This is a genomic window from Plantibacter flavus (genome assembly GCF_900177615.1).
Lineage (GTDB): Bacteria > Actinomycetota > Actinomycetes > Actinomycetales > Microbacteriaceae > Plantibacter > Plantibacter flavus.
This window is the reverse complement of the sequence record NZ_FXAP01000005.1, coordinates 86685-106733: the sequence shown is the minus strand read 5'-3', so window position 1 is coordinate 106733 and position 20049 is coordinate 86685. Positions and strand designations below refer to the sequence as shown.

At 69.8% G+C, this 20049-nt stretch carries 20 protein-coding genes; 14 read left to right on the top strand and 6 right to left on the bottom strand.

Features of this window, described 5'->3' with window-relative positions; genetic code table 11:
* Window positions 1–74: 74 nt before the first annotated feature.
* From B9Y95_RS15315 to B9Y95_RS15300, 4 genes are all read left to right on the top strand, one after another.
* Window positions 75–914, top strand: a complete 840-nt coding sequence (locus tag B9Y95_RS15315) for an aldo/keto reductase (RefSeq protein ID WP_085513094.1) — start codon at window positions 75–77, stop codon at window positions 912–914.
* A 53-nt stretch (window positions 915–967) separates the two neighbouring features.
* Window positions 968–2812: a DUF2207 domain-containing protein gene (locus B9Y95_RS20725; protein ID WP_159453427.1), complete on the top strand. Its 1845-nt coding sequence runs from the start codon at window positions 968–970 to the stop codon at window positions 2810–2812.
* Between the two features lie 168 nt (window positions 2813–2980).
* A complete protein-coding gene (locus B9Y95_RS15305) occupies window positions 2981–4135 on the top strand; it encodes an inorganic phosphate transporter (protein ID WP_412458831.1) in 1155 nt (384 codons plus the stop codon).
* The gene (locus B9Y95_RS15300; protein WP_085513090.1) at window positions 4132–4467 is read left to right on the top strand and encodes a peptidase; all 336 of its coding nucleotides are present in this window, start codon (window positions 4132–4134) and stop codon (window positions 4465–4467) included. The genes B9Y95_RS15305 and B9Y95_RS15300 overlap by 4 nt, the downstream gene beginning before the upstream one ends.
* 219 nt (window positions 4468–4686) lie before the next feature.
* On the opposite strand, the gene B9Y95_RS15295 is transcribed toward B9Y95_RS15300, so the two are convergent.
* Complete coding sequence (locus B9Y95_RS15295; RefSeq protein WP_085513088.1) at window positions 4687–5964, bottom strand: uracil-xanthine permease family protein; 1278 nt, start codon at window positions 5962–5964, stop codon at window positions 4687–4689.
* Window positions 5965–6099: 135 nt separating this feature from the next.
* Between B9Y95_RS15295 and B9Y95_RS15290 the strand changes: the two genes are divergently transcribed.
* The 3 genes from B9Y95_RS15290 (at window position 6100) to B9Y95_RS15280 (ending at window position 10183) form a co-directional block, all read left to right on the top strand.
* Window positions 6100–7551, top strand: coding sequence for an NCS2 family permease (locus tag B9Y95_RS15290; RefSeq protein WP_085513086.1), 1452 nt, complete (start codon window positions 6100–6102; stop codon window positions 7549–7551).
* Between the two features lie 73 nt (window positions 7552–7624).
* Complete coding sequence (locus tag B9Y95_RS15285) at window positions 7625–8527, top strand: phosphodiesterase (protein WP_085513083.1); 903 nt, start codon at window positions 7625–7627, stop codon at window positions 8525–8527.
* 177 nt (window positions 8528–8704) lie between these two features.
* Window positions 8705–10183, top strand: a complete 1479-nt coding sequence (locus B9Y95_RS15280; RefSeq protein ID WP_085513499.1) for an aspartate ammonia-lyase — start codon at window positions 8705–8707, stop codon at window positions 10181–10183.
* Window positions 10184–10257: 74 nt separating this feature from the next.
* On the opposite strand, the gene B9Y95_RS15275 is transcribed toward B9Y95_RS15280, so the two are convergent.
* Window positions 10258–11160 carry a fumarylacetoacetate hydrolase family protein gene (locus B9Y95_RS15275; protein ID WP_085513081.1) on the bottom strand — a complete coding sequence of 301 codons (903 nt, stop codon included), beginning with the start codon at window positions 11158–11160 and terminating at the stop codon, window positions 10258–10260.
* Between the two features lie 328 nt (window positions 11161–11488).
* Between B9Y95_RS15275 and B9Y95_RS15270 the strand changes: the two genes are divergently transcribed.
* Together B9Y95_RS15270 and B9Y95_RS15265 are read left to right on the top strand one after the other, a co-directional pair.
* A complete protein-coding gene (locus B9Y95_RS15270) occupies window positions 11489–11863 on the top strand; it encodes an FKBP-type peptidyl-prolyl cis-trans isomerase (RefSeq protein ID WP_064294480.1) in 375 nt (124 codons plus the stop codon).
* A gap of 88 nt (window positions 11864–11951) precedes the next feature.
* Complete coding sequence (locus B9Y95_RS15265) at window positions 11952–12482, top strand: adenine phosphoribosyltransferase (protein WP_086473902.1); 531 nt, start codon at window positions 11952–11954, stop codon at window positions 12480–12482.
* 3 nt (window positions 12483–12485) lie between these two features.
* On the opposite strand, the gene B9Y95_RS15260 is transcribed toward B9Y95_RS15265, so the two are convergent.
* Complete coding sequence (locus tag B9Y95_RS15260) at window positions 12486–13802, bottom strand: MFS transporter (RefSeq protein WP_200811428.1); 1317 nt, start codon at window positions 13800–13802, stop codon at window positions 12486–12488.
* A gap of 132 nt (window positions 13803–13934) precedes the next feature.
* Between B9Y95_RS15260 and B9Y95_RS15255 the strand changes: the two genes are divergently transcribed.
* Entirely contained in the window at window positions 13935–14366 is a 432-nt protein-coding gene (locus B9Y95_RS15255; protein ID WP_085513077.1) for a pyrimidine dimer DNA glycosylase/endonuclease V, read from the top strand.
* 44 nt (window positions 14367–14410) lie between these two features.
* Window positions 14411–14692, top strand: a complete 282-nt coding sequence (locus B9Y95_RS15250; RefSeq protein ID WP_085513075.1) for a YdeI/OmpD-associated family protein — start codon at window positions 14411–14413, stop codon at window positions 14690–14692.
* Window positions 14693–14729: 37 nt separating this feature from the next.
* Here B9Y95_RS15250 and B9Y95_RS15245 read toward each other — a convergent pair whose 3' ends face one another.
* The gene (locus B9Y95_RS15245; RefSeq protein WP_085513073.1) at window positions 14730–15362 is read right to left on the bottom strand and encodes a hypothetical protein; all 633 of its coding nucleotides are present in this window, start codon (window positions 15360–15362) and stop codon (window positions 14730–14732) included.
* 168 nt (window positions 15363–15530) lie between these two features.
* Between B9Y95_RS15245 and B9Y95_RS15240 the strand changes: the two genes are divergently transcribed.
* Window positions 15531–16571 carry an LLM class flavin-dependent oxidoreductase gene (locus tag B9Y95_RS15240; RefSeq protein ID WP_085513071.1) on the top strand — a complete coding sequence of 347 codons (1041 nt, stop codon included), beginning with the start codon at window positions 15531–15533 and terminating at the stop codon, window positions 16569–16571.
* A gap of 32 nt (window positions 16572–16603) precedes the next feature.
* Here the strand turns inward: B9Y95_RS15240 and B9Y95_RS15235 are convergent, their stop codons facing one another.
* Entirely contained in the window at window positions 16604–16876 is a 273-nt protein-coding gene (locus B9Y95_RS15235) for a protealysin inhibitor emfourin (RefSeq protein WP_085513069.1), read from the bottom strand.
* Window positions 16877–16917: 41 nt separating this feature from the next.
* Complete coding sequence (locus tag B9Y95_RS15230) at window positions 16918–18027, bottom strand: M4 family metallopeptidase (protein ID WP_085513067.1); 1110 nt, start codon at window positions 18025–18027, stop codon at window positions 16918–16920.
* A 151-nt stretch (window positions 18028–18178) separates the two neighbouring features.
* Between B9Y95_RS15230 and B9Y95_RS15225 the strand changes: the two genes are divergently transcribed.
* Both B9Y95_RS15225 and B9Y95_RS15220 read left to right on the top strand, forming a co-directional pair.
* The gene (locus tag B9Y95_RS15225; protein ID WP_085513495.1) at window positions 18179–19342 is read left to right on the top strand and encodes an LLM class flavin-dependent oxidoreductase; all 1164 of its coding nucleotides are present in this window, start codon (window positions 18179–18181) and stop codon (window positions 19340–19342) included.
* A complete protein-coding gene (locus B9Y95_RS15220) occupies window positions 19339–19968 on the top strand; it encodes an FMN reductase (protein ID WP_085513065.1) in 630 nt (209 codons plus the stop codon). Before B9Y95_RS15225 ends, B9Y95_RS15220 begins: the two co-directional genes overlap by 4 nt.
* The last annotated feature ends 81 nt before the right edge of the window (window positions 19969–20049 follow it).

The window sequence follows — 20049 nt, the reverse complement described above, 5'->3', positions numbered from 1 at the left end:
TCCAACGCTAGTCGAGGCGCGCCCTCCCAGCCCGCTCGGAGCCATCCGAGGGCCGCCGGGTCTAGCGTGGGGTGATGACGACCATCCCAACATTCGCGCTCAACGACGGTTCGAGCGTCCCCGCGATCGGTTTCGGCACGTACCCCCTGCGAGGCCGCGAGGGCACCGACGCCACGCTGTCCGCCATCGACGCGGGCTATCGACTGCTCGACACCGCCGTGAACTACCGCAACGAGGACGCCGTCGGCGCCGCGGTCCGCGAGACCGGCGTCCCCCGTGACGAACTCGTCGTCGCGACGAAGCTGCCCGGCCGCGACCACGGCTTCGAGGAGACCATCACCTCGTGCCGCGGATCCCTGGCCTCGCTCGGCCTCGACCACATCGACCTGTACCTCATCCACTGGCCGAACCCCTCCGTCGGCCGCTTCGTCGAGTCGTGGAAGGCCATGATCCAGCTGCAGCGCGAGGGCCTCGTCCGCAGCATCGGCGTCTCGAACTTCACCGAGGAGTTCCTGACCCGCCTCGCCGACGAGACGGGTGTGCTGCCGGCCGTCAACCAGGTCGAGCTGCACCCGTACTTCCCGCAGGAGGAGCTCCTCGCCTTCCACCGCGAGCACGGCATCGTCACCGAGGCGTGGAGCCCGCTCGGCAAGGCACAGGCGCCGTTCGCCGAGGAACCCGTCGCAGCGGCCGCCACGGCGCACGACGTCTCACCGGCGCAGGTCGTCCTGCGCTGGCACCACCAGCGTGGCGTGCTTCCGATCCCGAAGTCCGCGTCCCCGGAACGCCAGCGCACGAACATCGACGTCTTCGGCTTCGAGCTCAGCGACACCGAGGTGCGGGCGATCACGGCACTCGGGCGGACGGACGGCAGGCTCTTCGACGGCGACCCCAACACCCACGAGGAGATGTGAGTCCCGGCGGGCGCGTCCGCGCGCCCGCCGGCACCCCTCCTAGACTTGGCCGGGTGAAGCCCAGACGTCGTCGCCTGTCCCCGGTCCGTGCCCGCTCGTCGCGGGTGCTCCTCGTCGCCCTGGCCCTGGCGGTCGGTGCACCACTCGTCGCGACCCTGGCGAGCACGCCGCCCGCCGCGGCCGACGCTCGGACCGACGTGTCCGACTTCACCTTCGCGTCCTTCGACGGCGACTACACCCTGAGCCGTGGCGGCGACGGTCAGGCCGAGCTGCGCGCGGTCGAGACCTTCGTCGCGGAGTTCCCCGAGTCCGACCAGAACAAGGGAATCATCCGAGCGATCCCCGACGAGTTCGACCGGGCGCCACTGCACACGGAGATCGTCTCGGTGACCGACGCCGACGGTGCGCCCGTGGAGTGGGAGACCGACCGCGACGGTGACTTCCTCGAACTGTCGCTCGGGACGGACGACTACGTGCGCGGCACGCAGAGCTACGTCATCACCTACACGCAGCGCGGCGTCGTCGGCGCCTATCGCGACACACGCTCCGACGAGTTCTACTGGGACGCGCCCGGGACCGGCTGGGACCAGCCGTTCGCCGACGCCAGCATGACGGTGCGGGTCGCGCCCGACATCGCCGACGCGCTCACCGGTGACGGCGCCTGCTACCGCGGGGATCCGGACGACAGCTCGCCGTGCGACCTCTCCCAGGCGGAGGACGCCGACGGGGACGTCTTCACGACCTCCTCCGTCCCGGTGCAGGCCCGGCAGACGCTGACGGTCGCGATCGGGTTCGAACCGGGCACGTTCGTCCAACCGGCCCGCCCCGGCGAGGCACCGGTCTTCTCCATCGTCCCGATCGTCCTCGGTGCGCTGTCGGCCGCGGGGCTCGGAGCACTCCTGTGGATCCGACTGCGCCTCTGGCGGGACCACCCCGGTCGTGGCGTCATCGTGCCGCAGTACTCCGCCCCGAAGCAGATGAACCTCCTGCTGGCGGGCGACCTCGCCGGTCGCGCCGCCTCGTCGATGGCCGCCGAGATCGTCAGCCTCGCCGTCCGCGGCAAGCTCCGGATCGTGGACGGACCGGGCAAGAAGGACTACTCCCTGCAGTACCTCGACGACAGCGCGACGGATGAGCAGGAACGACGCGTGCTCGCCGCGCTCTTCCCCGACCGGAACCGACCGCGGGAGATGAAGGAGGTCGACCCGGCGCTCGGCAAGGCGGTCACCGCGGAACTCGCGTCCGCCAAGCGGAACGCCCTCGACCTCGGCCTCCGACGCTCGGTCTCCTCCGGGCGGGCGTGGATCATCGTGGGTGCGCTCGCCGTCCTGGGCGTCGCCGGGATCGTCTTCTTCGGGGTCGCCTACTCCCAGCGAGCGGACAACGGCTGGTCGGTCGCCGCGCTCTTCGTGACCGGGATCGCGCTGCTCGCGGGGATCGTGTTGGCCATCGCGCCGAAACCACTCACCGCCACCGGTGCCGATGCGCGGGACGAGTTGCTCGGCCTCCGCGACTATCTCGCGCTGGCGGAACAGGACCGCTTCCGCATGTTGCAGAGCCCTGACGGTGCCGAACGGGTGGACCTCGGCGACCCCGGCCAGCTCGTCCGGGTCACCGAACGGCTCCTGCCCTTCGCCGTGCTCTGGGGCGTGGAGCGCGAGTGGGCCAAGGAACTCGGTATCCGCTACGAGCAGGCCGGGAGTGCGCCGTCGTGGTACGCCTCGAACACCCCGTTCCAGGCGGCGATGTTCGCGAACGCGTTCTCCGGCTTCTCCGGATCGGCGTCGAGTACGTCGGCGTCCTGGTCGACCAGTGGCGGAGCGAGCTCGTCCGGCGGCTCGACGGGCGGTGGCTTCGCAGGCGGAGGTGGAGGCGGCGGAGGCGGCGGCGGGCGCTGATCGGCGTCGAGTTGACCTCGACCGGGCAGGGTGTAAGGATCGTGTACGGCGGGTGAACCGCCCGTATCCAGCACGTGAATTCCCCCCAAACATCTCGTCGGGGAGCACTGTGTCCGTATTCGCTCCGCCTCGAGAAAGACACCAGTGGAACTCGTTACCCTGACTGTCGTGCTGGTCATCGCACTGGCACTGTTCTTCGACTTCACGAACGGGTTCCACGACACGGCGAACGCCATGGCGACCCCGATCGCCACGGGCGCCCTCAAGCCGAAGACCGCCGTCCTGCTCGCCGCGATCCTCAACCTCGTCGGTGCGTTCCTGTCCACGGAGGTCGCCAAGACCATCTCGGGCGGGCTCATCCGAGAGGGCGAGGGCGGCATCCGGATCGGACCGGAGCTGATCTTCGCCGGGCTCATCGGCGCGATCGTCTGGAACATGCTCACCTGGCTCCTCGGTCTGCCGTCGTCGTCCAGCCACGCGCTGTTCGGCGGGCTCATCGGCGCGGCGATCGTCGGCGCCGGCTTCGGCTCGATCGACTTCGGTGTCGTCCTCTCCAAGGTCATCCTCCCGGCGTTGATCGCCCCCGTCACCGCAGGACTGGTCGCCTACTCGGCGACGAAGCTCGCCTATCGGATCACGCGCCGCTACGACGGCAAGCCCGACGGTCGCGACGGGTTCCGGTACGCGCAGATCTTCTCCTCGTCCCTCGTCGCCCTCGCGCACGGCACGAACGACGCACAGAAGACCATGGGTGTCATCACGCTCACCTTCATCGCGGTCGGCGTGCAGGCGGTCGGCACCGGCCCCGAGCTCTGGGTCATCGTCGTCTGCGCCCTCGCCATCGCGCTCGGCACCTACATGGGCGGCTGGCGGATCATCAAGACCATCGGTACGGGACTCACGGACGTCAAGCCGGCGCAGGGCTTCGCGGCCGAGACGAGCACCGCCGCCACGATCCTCGCGTCGAGCCACCTCGGCTTCGCCCTCTCCACCACGCAGGTCGCCTCCGGGTCCGTCATCGGCTCTGGGCTCGGGCGACGCGGATCGAAGGTGCGCTGGGGGACCGCCGGGCGGATCGCCCTCGGCTGGTTGATGACCCTGCCCGCGGCCGGCATCGTCGGGGCGCTCGCCGCCGCCGTCGCCCACCTCGGTCTCGTCGGCATCATCATCGACGCCGTGGTGGGGGTCGGTGTCATCCTCACCATCTTCCTCATCTCGCGCCGGAACCAGGTCGACCACAGCAACGTCGTCAGCGAGGTCGCCGACTCCGGTCGTGCGGTCAAGATCAAGCGCAACCCCAAGCCCAAGAAGGTGAAGAAGTGATCGACTGGGCAGCATTCCTGATCGTCTTCGCGACGTCGCTCGTTGGCGCGACCGCGATCGTCAGTCTGTACTCGCTCGGGCTCCGGCTCCTCACCACCGCCGGGCGCGTGCCCGTGGTGGCGCCGGCCGAGTTCACCGACGCGATCACGGTCATCACGCCGGAGGAAGCCGCGAAGGCGGCGAAGCGGGCCGCGAAGGCCGCTCGGAAGAACCCATTGACCCCCGTGCAGCAGAACCTGGCCCGTGCCGGTGCCTACGCCTGCTTCGCCCTGTGTGCGGCGGCGGTCCTGTTCGGCATCTACCTGATCGTGCCGTTCTTCCACCAGGGCTGACCCCTCGGATCCACCAGCGCACCGCGCTGACGCGAGCGCGGGCCACCGGTCCGGAGCCGATCCGTGTGGGTGCGCCAGCGCGGTGCGCTGACGCGAACCGCACCTACCCGGCATGGCCGCGGGTCACACACGTGAGCGCGGGGCTCCAGAGACCCGCGCTCACGCGTACGACCCGCGCCGACGCCAGCGCACCGCGCTGGCGCACCCCCACCCGACGGGTCAGGCGGTCTTCCGCCAGCGGCCGATGGTCGTCATCACGTGGTAGATGACGATCGCAGCGATCGTGCCGAGTGCGATCCCGTTGAAGCTGACGTCGCCACCCGCCACCCAGGTGAAGTCCGCGATGCCGATGATGAGCGCCGTCGCCGCGGTGAACTGGTTGACGGGCTTCGAGAAGTCGACCTTGTTGTCGAGCCAGATCTTCACGCCGATGATCCCGATGAGTCCGTACAGGGCCGTCGTGACGCCGCCGAGGACGCCCGCCGGGATGGTGTTGATGACCGCACCGACCTTGGGGGAGAGGCCGAGGAGGACCGCGAACAGACCGGCGACCCAGTAGGCCGCCGTGGAGTAGACCCGCGTCGCCGCCATGACGCCGATGTTCTCGCCGTAGGTCGTCGTGCCCGAACCGCCGCCGAAACCGGCCAGCATCGTCGCCAGACCGTCGGACAGGAGCGCGCGACCGGTCTGCTTGTTCACGGAGGCGTCGGTCATCTGCGCGACGCCCCGGATGTGGCCGACGTTCTCGGCGATGAGGACGAGCACGACGGGGAGGAACGCCGGGAGGACCGCCCAGACCGCCGGGTTCGAGATCGGGTTGTCCGCGAGGTGGAACTCGGGGAGGCCGACCCACGCGGCGTCCGCGATCTTCGAGAAGTCGATCTCCTGACGGATCGCTGCGACGATGTACCCGACCACGACACCGATGACGATCGACAGTCGGCCGAGGATCCCGCGGAAGACGACGGTCGACAGGATGACGGCCGCGAGCGTCACGAGGGCGGTGATCGGAGCCTCCACGAAGTTGTTCTTCGCGGCGGGGGCGAGGTTGAACCCGATGAGCGCGACGATGGCACCGGCGACGACCGGCGGCATGAGCGCATCGATCCACCCGGTTCCCGTGACCTGCACGATGACGCCGACGAGCGCCAGGAGGAGACCCACCGCGAGGATGCCGAAGAGGGCGCTGCCCATGCCCTGGCTCGCGACCGCGGCGGAGATGGGGGCGATGAAGGCGAACGACGAGCCGAGGTAGCTCGGCACGCGGTTCTTGGTGATGACGAGGAACAGGATGGTGCCGACGCCCGAGAAGAACAGCGTCGTGGTGGGCGGGAACCCGGTCAGCACGGGGACGAGGAACGTGGCGCCGAACATCGCGACGACGTGCTGCATGCCGAGGCCGATGGTCCGCGGCCAGGTGAGCCGTTCTCCGGGGCCGACGATCGCGTGGGTCGGGACGTGCTTGCCGTCGCCGTGCAGAGTCCAGGGCAGCGCCATGTGAGCTCGATTCCGTGAGGAGGGTGCTGGGAAAGGGGTCCAGCCGATCGTAGCGGCACCCTCGCATCCCGGTCGTCGCGGGGCGGTCCGCCGTGCCGGTACGCTGGTTGCTTCGATGCAGACCCAGGAGGTCCAGTGACCACGACGCCCACCGCTCCGCGCTCGTTCCGAGAGCGTCTCGACGGTTTCTTCGAGATCAGCAAGCGCGGTTCGACCGTCGGAGGCGAGGTGCGCGGCGGCCTCGTGACCTTCGTCGCGATGGCCTACATCGTCATCCTCAACCCGATCATCCTGAGCGGCTCGGCCGACGTCACCGGTGGCGAGCTCGGCTTCGCCCAGGTCGCCGCCGTGACCGCCCTGACCGCCGGCGTCATGACGATCCTCTTCGGTCTCGTGGCGCGGCTGCCGTTCGCCTTCGCGGCCGGACTCGGCATCAACTCGTTCCTCGCGGTCAGCGTCGTCGGTCAGGTCACCTGGGCCGAGGCGATGGGCCTCGTCGTCATCAACGGGCTCATCATCGTCCTCCTCGCGGCGACCGGACTCCGCGCCATGATCTTCAACGCGGTGCCCATCCAGTTGAAGATCGCGATCACGGTCGGCATCGGCCTCTTCATCGCGTTCATCGGCTTCGTCGACGCCGGCTTCGTCCGCTCGACGGGCGCCGGTTCGCCGCCCGTCGGCCTCGGGATCGAGGGCTCGGTCGCCACCGTGCCGACCGCCGTGTTCGTCATCTCCCTGCTGCTCACGGGCGTGCTCGTCGCGCGCAAGATCAAGGGTGCCCTGCTCATCGGCATCGTCGCCTCCACGATCATCGCCATCCTCGCCGAGGCCGTCTTCAAGGTCGGCGCCTCCAACGGCGGCGAGAACCCCGGTGGCTGGAACCTCAGCGTCCCGACCCTGCCCACCCAGGTCGTCGGGGTCCCCGACCTCAGCCTGCTCGGCCAGGTGAGCTTCGGCGGCTTCGAGCGCATCGGCGTCCTCGCCGCGCTCATGCTCGTCTTCACCCTCGTGTTCACGAACTTCTTCGACGCCATGGGGACGATGACCGGCCTCTCGAAGGAGGCCGGTGTGGCGGACGCCAAGGGCGACTTCCCACGACTCCGCTCGGCGCTCATCGTCGAGGGTGTCGGCGCGGTGGCCGGTGGCGCGACCTCGTCCTCCTCCTCGACCGTCTTCATCGAATCCGGTGCGGGCATCGGCGAAGGGGCACGCACCGGCCTCGCGAACCTCGTGACCGGTGCGCTGTTCCTGCTCGCCATGTTCTTCACGCCGCTCACGCAGATCGTGCCCTCCGAGGTCGCCGCCGCCGCGCTCGTCATCGTCGGGACGCTCATGATGTCGCAGATCAAGGACATCGTCTGGACCGAGTTCTCGGTCGCGCTCCCGGTGTTCCTGACGGTCGTCGTCATGCCGCTGACGTACTCGATCGCGAACGGCATCGGCGCCGGCTTCATCGCCTGGGTCGTGCTCCGCTCCCTGTCCGGGAAGGCGCGCGAGATCAGCCCGCTCCTGTGGGTCGTCGCAGCCGGGTTCCTCGTCTTCTTCGCCCGCGGACCCATCGAGCAGCTCCTCGGCGTCGCGTCCTGACCGTCTGCGGTCGGCCGCCCTCGGGTGGTCGACCGCGGCGGAGCACGTCGGCGGTGGCTCCTAGACTCGGATCATGACTTCCGACGTCCGTTTCGGTCAGTACCCGGCTCCCGACAGGGTCATCGTCCATCTGAGCGACCCGCACCTCCTGGCCGACGGCCGACGCCTCTACGACGCGGTCGACGTGCAGGCCAACCTGGAGCAGGCCCTCCGTCAGATCGAGCGCATGCAGCTCCGGCCCGACGCGATGGTGTTCACGGGCGACCTCGCGGATCTCGGAGAGGCCGACGCCTACCGTCGACTCCGGGAGCGGGTCGAACCCGTCGCCGAGCGACTCGGCACCACGATCGTCTGGCTCATGGGCAACCACGACGAACGGTCGGTCATGCGGACGGAGCTCCTCGACCTCCCGGCGGGGGAGCAGCCGCTCGACGCCGTCTGGGATTTCGGCGGCTTGCGCGTCATCGGCCTCGACTCGACCGTCCCGGGGTGGCACCACGGTGAGCTGGAGGACAGCCAGCTGGAGTGGCTGGAGTCGGTGCTGGCCACGGCGGCGCCGCTCGGCAGCATCCTCGCCATGCACCACCCGCCGGTTCCGTCGAGCATCCCGTTCTTCGACATCCTCGAGCTCCGCGACCAGCACCGGCTCGAGGCCGTGCTGCGCGGGACCGACGTCCGGGCCATCCTGGGCGGCCATCTGCACTACTCCACCTCGAGCACCTTCGCCGGCATCCCCGTCCAGGTCGCCAGCGCGAGTTGTTACTCGATGAACCTCTCGCTCCCGTCCGTGGAGGTGAACGGGATGTTCGGCGGTCAGTCGTTCAACCTGGTGCACGTCTACGACGACCGCATCACCCACTCCACGGTCCCGCTCGGCGACTACACCACCGCCGACACCTTCAGCGCGGCGTTCGTCGACCGCATGGCCGCCCTGAGCCCGGCCGAGCGGCTGGAGGCGTTCTCGCGCAAGCGGTGACCCACGGATGCTGAACCGCAGGCCGTGAACCGTCTCGGGTCCAAGACACCGCAGCGGCATCGGGGATCGCACCCGGCTACGCTGGAAGGGACATCCACCCACCAGGCAACGGAGCCACGAGTGACGATCAGCACCACCAGCAGCAGCACCCCCACCACCCTTGGAGCAGACGACGACATGGCGGACAGGACGAACAGCGACGAGACTCGGACGGAGTCGGATTCACTCGGTTCGATGGAGATCCCGGCCGACGCGTACTGGGGCATCCACACGGCACGCGCGCTCGAGAACTTCCCCATCACGAAGCGTCCGATCTCCGTCTACCCCGACCTCGTCGTCGCCATCGCGAGCGTCAAGCAGGCCGCCGCCCGCGCGAACGCCGAGATCGGGGTCCTCGACCCGGCGAAGGCGAACCTCATCGACCGCGCGTGCCAGATCATCATCGACGGTGACTTCCACGAGGAGTTCGTCGTGGGCGTGATCCAGGGCGGCGCGGGTACATCGACGAACATGAACGCGAACGAAGTGATCACGAACATCGCGCTCGAGCTCGCCGGCCACGCCAAGGGCGAGTACCAGTTCCTGCACCCACTCGACGACACCAACCGGTCGCAGTCCACCAACGACGTCTACCCGACCTCGATCAAGATCGCGCTCGCGTTCTCGCTGCAGTTCCTCCTGACGGAGCTCGGCCTGCTGCGCGACTCGTGCAGCGCGAAGTCCGTCGAGTTCTCCCACGTCCTCAAAGTCGGGCGCACGCAGCTCCAGGACGCCGTCCCGATGACCCTCGGGCAGGAGTTCCACGGCTTCGCCACGACGCTGAACGAGGACTACGACCGCCTCCACGAGACCCTCTGGCTGCTCGCCGAGGTCAACCTCGGCGCCACCGCGATCGGGACGGGGATCACCGCCGACCCGCGCTACGCGGAGGCCGTCGTCCGTCACCTCAACCAGATCACGGGCCTCGCGCTCACCACGGCACCCGACCTCATCGAGTCGACGAGCGACGCCGGCGGGTTCATGTCGTTCAGCGGCACCCTGAAGCGGAGTGCCATCAAGCTCTCCAAGATCTGCAACGACCTGCGTCTGCTGTCGAGCGGTCCGCAGGCCGGCCTCGGCGAGATCAACCTGCCGCCCCGACAGGCCGGATCGAGCATCATGCCGGGCAAGGTCAACCCGGTCATCCCGGAGGTCGTGAACCAGGTGGCGTTTAGCGTCGTCGGCGCCGACATGACGGTCACGATGGCGGCCGAGGCCGGGCAGTTGCAGCTCAACGCCTTCGAACCGGTCATCGCCCACTCGCTGCTGCAGAGCATCGTCTGGATGGCACAGGCGTGCAAGACGCTGCGGGTGAACTGCATCGACGGCATCACGGCGAACGAGGAACGGCTCGAGGTGATGGTCGGCGCGTCCGTCGGCGTCATCACCGCCCTGACCCCGTTCATCGGGTACCAGTCGGCTGCGGCGCTCGCGAAGACCGCTCTGCTCACGGGCCGCAACGTCGCGGACCTCGTGGTCGAGGCCAACCTCATGACGCGCGACGAGGTGACGAAGCAGCTCTCGCCCGCGCGGCTCTCGGGGATCGAGGCCATCACCTCGGCCATCCCGATCATCGACCTGCCGATCCCGGGCGCGGACTCCGACCCGAGCCGCTGACCGACGCGGCAGCACACGACGAAGCCGTCCGGACCCTAGTCCGGACGGCTTCGTCGTGTGCTGTGGGGGAGTCGCTACCAGGCGGTGACCGTGCAGTGCGTCGTGAGCGATCCGACGCCTTCGACGGACACCGTCACCGTCGCGCCGTCGGTCAGGAAGACCTGCGGGTCGCGCGAGTATCCCGCGCCGCCCGGGCTGCCCGTCGAGATGAGCGTTCCGGGTAGGAGGGTCGCGGAGCCCGACAAATGTTCGATGAGCGTCGCGACGCTGCGGACCATGTGACTGGTCGAGGAGTCCTGGAGCGTCACGCCGTCGAGGACGGTCGAGATGTGGAGGTCCTGTGGGTCGGGGATCTCGTCCGCGGTCACGACGACCGGGCCGGTCGGGGTGAACCCGTCGAAGGACTTGCAGCGCGACCACTGCGCCTCGGAGTACTGGATGTTGCGGGCGGTGATGTCGTTGACGACGGTGTACCCGAACACGTACCCGAGCGCATCGGCCGCATCGACGTCGCGAGCGGCCCGGCCGATGACGACACCGAGCTCCGCCTCGTAGTCCACCTGCTCGCTGATCGCCGCGGGCCAGCTCGTGGTGCCCTCGTGACCGGTGAGCGAGTTCGCCCACAGGCCGAAGATGGTGGGGGCGTTGTCGGTCTTGAGGTTGAGCTCCTGCGAGTGCGCCGAGTAGTTGAGCCCGACCGCGAGGATCGTCGGCGGACGGAGGACCGCGGACGCGTGCACGAGCCCGTCGAGGGGTTCTCCGCTGACACCGTGGGCGAGCGACGTCTCGACGAAGCTCCGCACGCGGTCCAGCTCGGCCGGGCCGCGTTCGATGAGCTCCTGGAGGTCGCGCGGGGCGTCCTCGAGGATCTCGTCGAGGAACACCGCCCCGGTGTCGCTGATGACGGCGAGTCGGACCCGCGGCTCTGCGGGGGTACTCGGCTGGTGGTCTGTGGCGACGAAATGGGCGAACTTCACCCGTCTACGGTATCGCAGGCGCGTCGGGCGCGGGCGTTGTGGACATACCGGTCCGAGCTGCGGGTGCCCGGACACGACGGAAGGGATGCGAGACGGATCCCCGGGCGACGGCCCCGGACAGACTCATCGCCCGGTGCTGCGGCAATGCCTGCGAGTCGCCCGGGCGATGAGTTGGTCTGTCCCTCCAGCATGCACCCGGGTGCCACGGCCCGCAACCCCCAAGTACCGGGCGCAGCGCCACGTCCACCCCACCCGGCGTCGGCCCGGGGCGTCACGCGCTCAGCGAAATCCGCGTGAACCGGTCGGGCGGAACTGCTTGGATGGAGTCATGACCGATTCAGCACGCACCAAGCCCGAGGTCGACGCCCCCACGGGCCCGGCCCCCACCGAACTCGTCATCGAGGACATCTTCCTCGGCGAAGGCGACGAGGCGCAGGCCTCCTCGACCGTCGACGTCCACTACCTCGGCGTCGGCTACGACTCCGGCGAGGAGTTCGACTCCTCGTGGAGCCGCGGGCAGTCCATCAACTTCCCGCTGCGCAACCTCATCCAGGGCTGGCAGCACGGCATCCCCGGCATGAAGGTCGGCGGCCGTCGCAAGCTCACGGTCCCGCCGGAGCTCGCCTACGGCCCGGCCGGCAGCGGCCACCAGCTCTCCGGCCAGACGCTCGTCTTCGTGATCGACCTCCTGGGCGTCAAGTAACCATCCGCAGGTCACCCCTCGTCTCTCTCGACCGACGCGTCGCTGAGGCGAGGGGTGTCGCATGTCTCCCAGACCGAACGAGGACCACATGACCACCGCAACCCAGTACGTCGACCGCCTGACGGCGACCATTCCGGACTTCCCGACGCCCGGCATCCTGTTCCGCGACCTGACCCCGGTCTTCGCCGACGCCGACGCCTTCCGCGCGATCATCGACGAGCTGGCGTCGCGCTTCGAGGGTCGCTTCGACGCCGTCGCCGGTGTCGAGGCCCGTGGGTTCCTGCTCGCCGCGGCGGTCGCGTACGCGACCCACACGCGACTGGTCCCCATCCGCAAGGCGGGCAAGCTGCCGGGCGAGGTGCTCCGCGAGGACTACGGCCTCGAGTACGGCGCCGCCGCCCTGGAGCTCCGCACCGAGCAGCTGCCGGCCGGGACGCGCGTGCTCATCCTCGACGACGTGCTCGCGACGGGCGGCAGCTGCGGTGCGGCGGTCAACCTCATCGAGCGCGCCGGATACGAGGTGGCGGGGCTCGGGCTGGTGCTCGAGCTCGAGGGACTGCCCGGCCGGGCCTCGCTCAGCGGTCGCGACGTCTTCTCGATCGCCACGGCTCCCGCCTAGGCGCTACGGCGTCGGCGTCCGGGCGTCGTAGCGGCGGAAGGCCCCCTGGACGCGGACGAGCGTCCAGACGAGCACGACGACCAGGAGTCCACCGGCGAGCGCCGGTACCCAGAGCGCGAAGGCCGAAGCCGCGAGGCCGATGTAGAGGTCGCCGACGCGGGGTCCGCCGGTCACGACGACGGTGAAGACGCCCTGCAGCCGGCCTCGGACGGCATCGGGCACGGCCGCCTGGAGGATCGTCATCCGGAAGATCGAACTGATGTTGTCGGCCGCTCCGGCGACGGCGAGTGCGATCGCCGCGATCACGATGGCGGGCAGGTTCGCGTCTGCCGCATCGTGGGTCGCCGTTCCGGAGAATGTGACCCATGCGAGGACCGCGCCGAAGCAGGCGATGGCGAGCCCGTAGACGATGATGGCCCGCTCGATGGCGCGGCCCTGGCGGTCGATCCGGCCGAGTCGTCCGGAGTCGAGGCTCGACAGCAGGGTGCCGACCGCGCCGGCCGCGGTCAGGACCCCGACGGTGATCGCGCCGCCACCGAGCAACAGCGTGCCGACGGCGGGGTAGAGCACCCGTGGGTTGCCGAACGTCATCGCGACGATGTCGACGATGAACGTCATCCGGACGTTGGGGGCCGTCCGGAGGAAGGTCCAGCCGTCGACCAGGCTCGCGAGGCCCGGAAGTCGACTGACGCCGCCTTCGGGCAGGATCTTCGGCAGCGACGCGATTCCGAGGAAGGCGGCGACGAACAGCACGACGTCGATCGTGTAGGTCCAGCGGAATCCGACACCGGCCACGAGGACGCCGGCGAGTGCGGGGCCGACCGTGACCATGACTCCCGCTGCGATGCCGGACAACGCCGCGGCGGACGGCAGGAGACGGGCCGGCAGCAGCCGGGGGAGGATCGCCTGCCGGGTCGTCCCGACGATGGTCGTCGACACGGCGTTGATCGTCGTGAGGAGGTACAGGGGCCAGACCAGCTCCGAACCGCTCCAGGCGAGCACCGCGATGATCGCCGTGGACACCCACGTGACCACGGCGGCCGTCAGGGCGACCGTGCGTCGGTCGAACGCGTCCGCGAGCATGCCGCCGTAGAGCCCGAAGCAGATCATCGGGATGAGGGCGATGACGCCCACGAGCGAGACGGCGAACGTCGACGCGGTGAGGTCGTAGACCTGGAGGCCGACGGCGACGATGGTCATCTGACCGCCGATCCCGGTGATCGCCCCGCCGATCCACAGCCGGGCGAAGGCGGGACTCTCCCGGAGCGGACTCAGATCGACGAGGAGCCCGCGCCGCCCGGATCCGGGTGCAGCGCTCACCGGGGCATCGGGTGACGGGATGGAGCGCGCTCGGACATGCACCTCAGCCTACGCGCGTCGCGGCAGGGCTCCGCGGCGAGGGGCAGGGGCTGCCCGGAGTCGGTTGTCAGCGCCCTCGGGCAGGATGGAGACATGCGTCTCTGGTCGATCCATCCCCGGTACTTCGACGCCCAGGCGCTGACCTCGTCTTGGCGGGAAGGGCTGATCGCCCAGCGGGTCCTGCAGGAGCCGGGATCGAGCCTCCGTGCACACCCGCAGCTCCAGCGCTTCCTCGAGGCCGACGAACCGCTGGAGGCGATCGCGGCCTACCTCAACGGTGTCGCCGACGAGGCGCAGGAGCGCGACATGGTCTTCGACCGCGCGCGGGTCGTCGCGGCCGGCGTCCTTCCTGAACCCCTCGTCGTGACCGACGGCCAGCTCGACTACGAATGGGGCAACCTGCGGCGGCATCTGCTCGGACGCAGCCCGGACGTCGCGTCCCGATGGGCGAGGGTCTGGCGACCGCAGCCGCATCCGGTGTTCGTCGTCGTGGGTGGTGGCGTCGCCTCATGGGAGCTCGCCTGAGCGACCCGCTCGACGGCTGAGGCCCGAGCCACTACCGTTGCCGCATGGGCAGACACGCTGATGTGGGAGCCGCGCCGCTTTCGGCGACCGGTACGGTGGTGCGGCTGCGGCCGGACCTCGAAGAAGCGATCGATGACGCGGGGAGATTGGCGTTCTTCCGCGGCCTGCCGAACAGCGCGCAACGGGAACTCGCGCTGTGGGTCGAGCGCTCGAAGGACACACACCGTGAATCACGGATCGAAGCGGTCATCGAGTTGCTCGCCCAGCGGGCCGTGGAACTCCGGACAGCCGCTCCGGCGCGTACCGCGGGCGGTCAGCGGCGCTGATGGGCACGCGTCGGCGCGCCCGCGGCGCTGACGGGGCTCAGAATCCGAAGTCCCCGCCCCCGCCGAAGTCTCCACCGCCACCGACGTCGCCGAACCCACCGTCACCCCAGCCGCCGCCGTCGGCTGCGGAGGCGTCGGTCGCCGCGCCGTCTCCCGCCCCGTCCTCGGCACCGCTCTGATCGGTGCCACCGGCATCGGCTGCGGCATCGGTCCCGACGGTGTCCGGGATGAACGCCTGCGCGATGGCCGAACCGACCACGACACCGGCGATGGTGCCGAGCATCGAGCTGGCCAGCATGCCGCCGAAGCCCATCCCACCGCCCTGCGGACCGAGGTTGCGCTCGAGGGTCCCGGGCTGCCGCACTTCGGCCCGGGTGGCCGAACGCGCGAGGGCCTTGGGGGAGTCGTCTGCCGGTGCCTCACCGGTCGGGGCGTCCTCCGACAACTGTCGGTACAGGATGCCCCGCTGCTCGGAGGTGAGCTTCGTGAAGGCCTCTTCGTGGACCTGTTCGATGGTCTCCGGCGGCGCTGTCCGCAGCAGGTAGCGGTAGCGTTCGACGGCGATCTCGTCCTCCGTCCGCGCGTGGGCCGGGGCCGGGCTCCCGCCGCCCGTCGCCTGGACAGGTCCATCGGACTCGGGGCGTCCGAGCAGTCGATCGAGGAATCCCATGCTGTGCTCCTTCACGGTCGCGGGGGTCCAGCGTACGCGTCAGGTGTGGCATCCGGCTTGGATCGCCCTGGGAATCCACTGCGGTGACCGAGACGGAATATGTCAGGCCGTTCGAGCGCTGCACCCTGATGCGTCTGTCGCCGTTCGGCAGCGCGACGAAAGGTGACCATGCGACTCTCGATACTGGATCTCATCCCCGTCCGCACCGACCAGGACACCGCGGCTGCCCTCGCAGCGACGATCGCCCTGGCGAAGCGCGCCGACGAGCTGGGGTACCACCGGTATTGGGTGGCCGAGCACCACAACATGCCGTCCGTCGCATCGACGAACCCCGCGGTCGTCATCGGCATCCTGGCCGCCGCCACGCAGCGGATCCGGGTCGGCTCCGGCGGCGTGATGCTCCCGAACCACGCGCCACTCGTCGTCGCCGAGCAGTTCGCGCTCCTCGAGGCCTCCGCGCCCGGTCGCATCGACCTCGGCCTCGGCCGGGCACCGGGCAGCGACCCCGTCATCTCCGCCGTGCTCCGCCAGTCCGGCAACACGAGCGACGTCGACCGGTTCCCGAACAACGTGCAGGACATCGTCGCCCTCCTCGGCGTCGACGGTGCGAGCGTGCGGATGACCTCCGGCGAGGAGTACGCCCTGCGGGGGACGCCGAAGGCCGGCAGTGTGCCGGACGTGTGGTTGCTCGGTTCGAGCGACTACTCGGCGGCGCTCGCCGCAGCGCTCGGACTGCCCTACGTCTTCGCGCATCACTTCTCCGGCCAGGGGACGGCTCGTGCCCTCGAGCTCTACCGGTCCAGTTTCCAGCCGTCCGGTCATCTCGACGCGCCTCGCACCTTCCTGACCGCGAACGCCGTGGTCGCCGACACGGCCGCCGAGGCGGAGGCGTTGGCGCTGCCCAACCTGCAGCAGATGGCGAGACTGCGTTCCGGCAAGCCGCTCGGACCCATCGCGACCGTCGAAGAGGCCGCCGCGACCGAGCCGAGCGACCTCGAGCTCGGTTTCGTCGAGCAGATGCGCGCTGCCTGGATCATCGGCGACGCCGACCAGGCTGCGGCTGAGCTGCAGGGTCTCGCCGACCGCTTCGGTGTCGACGAGGTCATGGTGTCGCCCGTCGGGTCGGCACGGGAGGGCACGCCGTCGAACTCGGCGCCCGCACGTGAGCGGACGATCGAACTGCTGGCGGAGCGCTTCCCGCAGCACTGAGCCGTCGGCGTCACGCGACCGGCGAGGAATCGTCAGTCGCGTGGCGGCTGGACGGCGCGCACCCGTTCGACGAGTTCCTGCCAGGGGCCGGTGAGCTGCTGCTCGCCGAGGGTGGCCTCCTTGGGCGCGCATCTGATGCGGTAGACGTACCGATCCGGGACCGGCGGTCCTTGTGGGGTGTCGTCCCACGGGATGCGGTCGAGCAGGACGATCCACCGGTCGACGTCGGGCTGCTCGTCGACGACGACCTCCCAGCGTCGGGTGAGACCGGCGACACCGCCGCTCCTCGTCACCGTGACCTTCATGCCGCGATGCTACTCCGCGAGCCCGGGCGCTGCCATGACGCTCAGACGGACGGCTCGATACCGACGAGCGCCCACGCCTGCCCGACCGCGGTGTGCTCCTCCGAGTCCACACCGAACCTGGCGGCGGCCGCCGCGATCGTCGCCGCGGCGAAGGTCGCGAAGTCGGCGCGCTCCGACAGGCCGCCGACGAGGGTGTCGTACCAGATGAGCCCCGCACGCTCCCAGGCGTTGCCGCCGAGGGCGACGGCGAGCGTCGCGAACGCCCGGTTGGGGATGCCGGAGTTGAGGTGGACGCCTCCGTTGTCGTCGGTGGTCTCGACGTAGTCGTCGAAGTGCGCCGGCTGCGGGTCCTTCCCGAGGACGTCGTCGTCGTAGGCCGTGCCCGGGGCGAGCATGGAACGCAGTGCGTTGCCCTCGACCTCGTCCGTGAAGAGCCCTTCGCCGATGAGCCAGGACGCCGATGCCGCGTCCTCGCGGCGCGCGTGCTGTTCGACGAGGGCGCCGAAGACGTCGGACACGTGTTCGTTGAGCGCTCCGGGCTGCCCCTCGTAGACGAGGTTCGCCGTGTACTGCGTCACGCCGTGGGCCAGCTCGTGGCCGATGACGCTCAGGGAGCTCGTGAAGCTGCGGAAGACCTCGCCGTCGCCGTCGCCGAAGACCATCTGCTCGCCGTTCCAGAACGCGTTGTCGTAGTCGTCGCCATAGTGGACGGTGGCGAGCAACGGCAGCCCGCGGCCGTCGATGGAGTCGCGGGCGAACGCCTCGGCGAAGGGGGCATGGGTGTCTCCGAGGCCGTCGTAGGCGGCGGAGACCGCGGCGTCGGTGGTGGCGGGCTCGCCCTCGGAGCGGACGAGCGTGCCCGGGAGGGTCTCGGTCCGCCGGGCGTCGTGGATGCTGCGCTGTGGGGCACTGACCGGACGCTTGCCAGCCGTGGCGCTGCGCACGGGATCAGCGGCCCGCTCCGAGCCGGGCTCGGGGAAGCGGTATGGTCGCGTGGCGAGCAGCGAGTACCGCGCGGCACTGGCGGCACGCGCCAGCTGCGGAGCGTCGAGTTCAGCGATGCGCTCGAGCAACCAGGGCGGGACGATGCCGCACACGTGCCGAGAGGCAGGTGTCGGCGTGCTGGACGAAGGGTTCGGTGAGCCGTTCATGCGGTGATCCTGCCATAGCCCGCCGACACGGCGTACGGCTCGCGCGGCGCGCTGTGGACAGGATGCCGAACGGGCCGGGAATAGCGCGGGTGTGAACGCCGTTGTCCTGGATATCCATGCAAACGCATGAAAGAACGAGTGGGAGCGCATGATGCAATTCGGAATCTTCACGGTGGGGGATGTCACCACCGACCCGACCACCGGGATCACGCCCACCGAGCACGAGCGCATCGAGGCGATGGTCGCGATCGCCGTGAAGGCGGAGGAGGTCGGTCTCGACGTCTTCGCGACCGGCGAGCACCACAACCCGCCCTTCGTCCCGTCGAGTCCCACGACCATGCTCGGCTACATCGCGGCGAAGACCACGGACCTCATCCTCTCGACGAGCACGACGCTCATCACCACGAACGACCCGGTGAAGATCGCCGAGGACTACGCCATGCTGCAGCACCTGGCCGGCGGCCGGGTCGACCTCATCATGGGCCGCGGCAACACGGGGCCCGTCTACCCGTGGTTCGGCAAGGACATCCGCGAGGGCATCAACCTCGCCATCGAGAACTACGCGTTGCTCCACCGCCTCTGGCGAGAGGACTACGTCGACTGGCAGGGCCAGTTCCGCACCCCGCTGCAGGGCTTCCAGTCCACGCCGCGACCGCTCGACGGCGTGCCGCCCTTCGTGTGGCACGGCTCCATCCGGAGCCCCGAGATCGCCGAGCAGGCGGCCTACTACGGCGACGGCTTCTTCGCGAACAACATCTTCTGGCCGAAGGAGCACTACATGCGCCTCATCCAGCTGTACCGTCAGCGGTTCGAGCACTACGGACACGGCACGGCCGCGCAGGCGATCGTCGGACTCGGCGGTCAGGCGTTCATGGCGAAGAACTCGCAGGACGCCGTCGCCCAGTTCCGGCCGTACTTCGACAACGCCCCGGTCTACGGCCACGGGCCGACGCTCGAGGACTTCACCGAACAGACGCCGCTCACCGTCGGCAGTCCGCAGCAGGTCATCGACCGGTACGCCGGCATGCGCGAATACTTCGGCGACTACCAGCGTCAGCTGTTCCTCATGGATCACGCCGGGCTCCCGCTCGCGACGGTGCTCGACCAGCTCGAGATCCTCGGCGGCGAGGTCGTGCCGGTGCTGCGCAAGGAGTTCGCGAAGGACCGTCCGGCCGACGTGCCGGAGGCGCCGACGCACGCGTCGATGGTCGCGGCCGCTGAGGCGGAACTCGCTTCGCGCTCCGGTGCGGTCGAGACGAGCCGGGTCGCATCCGGTTCGGCGTTCGGCGCGGCGGCGGTCGGGGTGACCCGATGACCGCGAAGCGCACGCTCGCCGTCGTGTCGGCCGGTCTCAGCCAGCCGTCGTCGACGCGCCTCCTCGCCGACCGTCTCCGCGACGCCACCGTGGCACGCCTCGAGCAGGACGGGTACGAGGCCCGGACGACGTCGATCGAGCTGCGCGACCTCGCGCAGGACATCACGAACAACCTGCTGACCGGGTTCCCCAGTCCGCGGTTGTCCGAGGCGATCGAGGCGATGACCTCCGCGGACGGCGTGATCGCGGTGACACCGATCTTCTCCTCCAGCTACTCCGGCCTGTTCAAGTCGTTCTTCGACGTGGTGGAGCCGACCGCCTTGACCGGGGTGCCCGTCGTCCTCGGTGCGACGGGCGGGTCGGCCAGGCATTCGCTCGCGCTCGAATACGCCGTGCGTCCCTTGTTCGCCTACCTGCGGGCGGTGACCGTGCCGACCGCCGTGTTCGCGGCCTCCGAGGACTGGGGGTCGGGCGACGCGCAGGTCAGTGCCCTGCCGCCGCGGATCGACCGCGCGGCCGGCGAGCTGAGCGCACTCGTGGCGGCCTCGGACCGTTCCGGGCGCCTGGACGACCCGTTCGCGCTCGATCGCCCGTTCTCCGAGCTGCTCGGCGGTCTCGGGGCCTGATCGGACGACTCCGTCCGATCGCCCGGATGCGGGCGGGGATCGCCGGGTGCGGTCCCCGCCTCCGTCGTTCCCAGGCTCGGC

What these genes read in the sequence shown, in the direction of transcription:
- B9Y95_RS15315 (WP_085513094.1), top strand. Translation starts at nt 75, where the DNA reads ATGACGACCATCCCAACATTCGCGCTCAACGACGGTTCGAGCGTCCCC.
- B9Y95_RS15295 (WP_085513088.1), bottom strand. Translation starts at nt 5,964, where the DNA reads ATGGCGCTGCCCTGGACTCTGCACGGCGACGGCAAGCACGTCCCGACC.
- B9Y95_RS15285 (WP_085513083.1), top strand. Translation starts at nt 7,625, where the DNA reads ATGACTTCCGACGTCCGTTTCGGTCAGTACCCGGCTCCCGACAGGGTC.
- B9Y95_RS15280 (WP_085513499.1), top strand. Translation starts at nt 8,705, where the DNA reads ATGGCGGACAGGACGAACAGCGACGAGACTCGGACGGAGTCGGATTCA.
- B9Y95_RS15270 (WP_064294480.1), top strand. Translation starts at nt 11,489, where the DNA reads ATGACCGATTCAGCACGCACCAAGCCCGAGGTCGACGCCCCCACGGGC.
- B9Y95_RS15265 (WP_086473902.1), top strand. Translation starts at nt 11,952, where the DNA reads ATGACCACCGCAACCCAGTACGTCGACCGCCTGACGGCGACCATTCCG.
- B9Y95_RS15255 (WP_085513077.1), top strand. Translation starts at nt 13,935, where the DNA reads ATGCGTCTCTGGTCGATCCATCCCCGGTACTTCGACGCCCAGGCGCTG.
- B9Y95_RS15250 (WP_085513075.1), top strand. Translation starts at nt 14,411, where the DNA reads ATGGGCAGACACGCTGATGTGGGAGCCGCGCCGCTTTCGGCGACCGGT.
- B9Y95_RS15245 (WP_085513073.1), bottom strand. Translation starts at nt 15,362, where the DNA reads ATGGGATTCCTCGATCGACTGCTCGGACGCCCCGAGTCCGATGGACCT.
- B9Y95_RS15240 (WP_085513071.1), top strand. Translation starts at nt 15,531, where the DNA reads ATGCGACTCTCGATACTGGATCTCATCCCCGTCCGCACCGACCAGGAC.
- B9Y95_RS15235 (WP_085513069.1), bottom strand. Translation starts at nt 16,876, where the DNA reads ATGAAGGTCACGGTGACGAGGAGCGGCGGTGTCGCCGGTCTCACCCGA.
- B9Y95_RS15230 (WP_085513067.1), bottom strand. Translation starts at nt 18,027, where the DNA reads ATGAACGGCTCACCGAACCCTTCGTCCAGCACGCCGACACCTGCCTCT.
- B9Y95_RS15225 (WP_085513495.1), top strand. Translation starts at nt 18,179, where the DNA reads ATGCAATTCGGAATCTTCACGGTGGGGGATGTCACCACCGACCCGACC.
- B9Y95_RS15220 (WP_085513065.1), top strand. Translation starts at nt 19,339, where the DNA reads ATGACCGCGAAGCGCACGCTCGCCGTCGTGTCGGCCGGTCTCAGCCAG.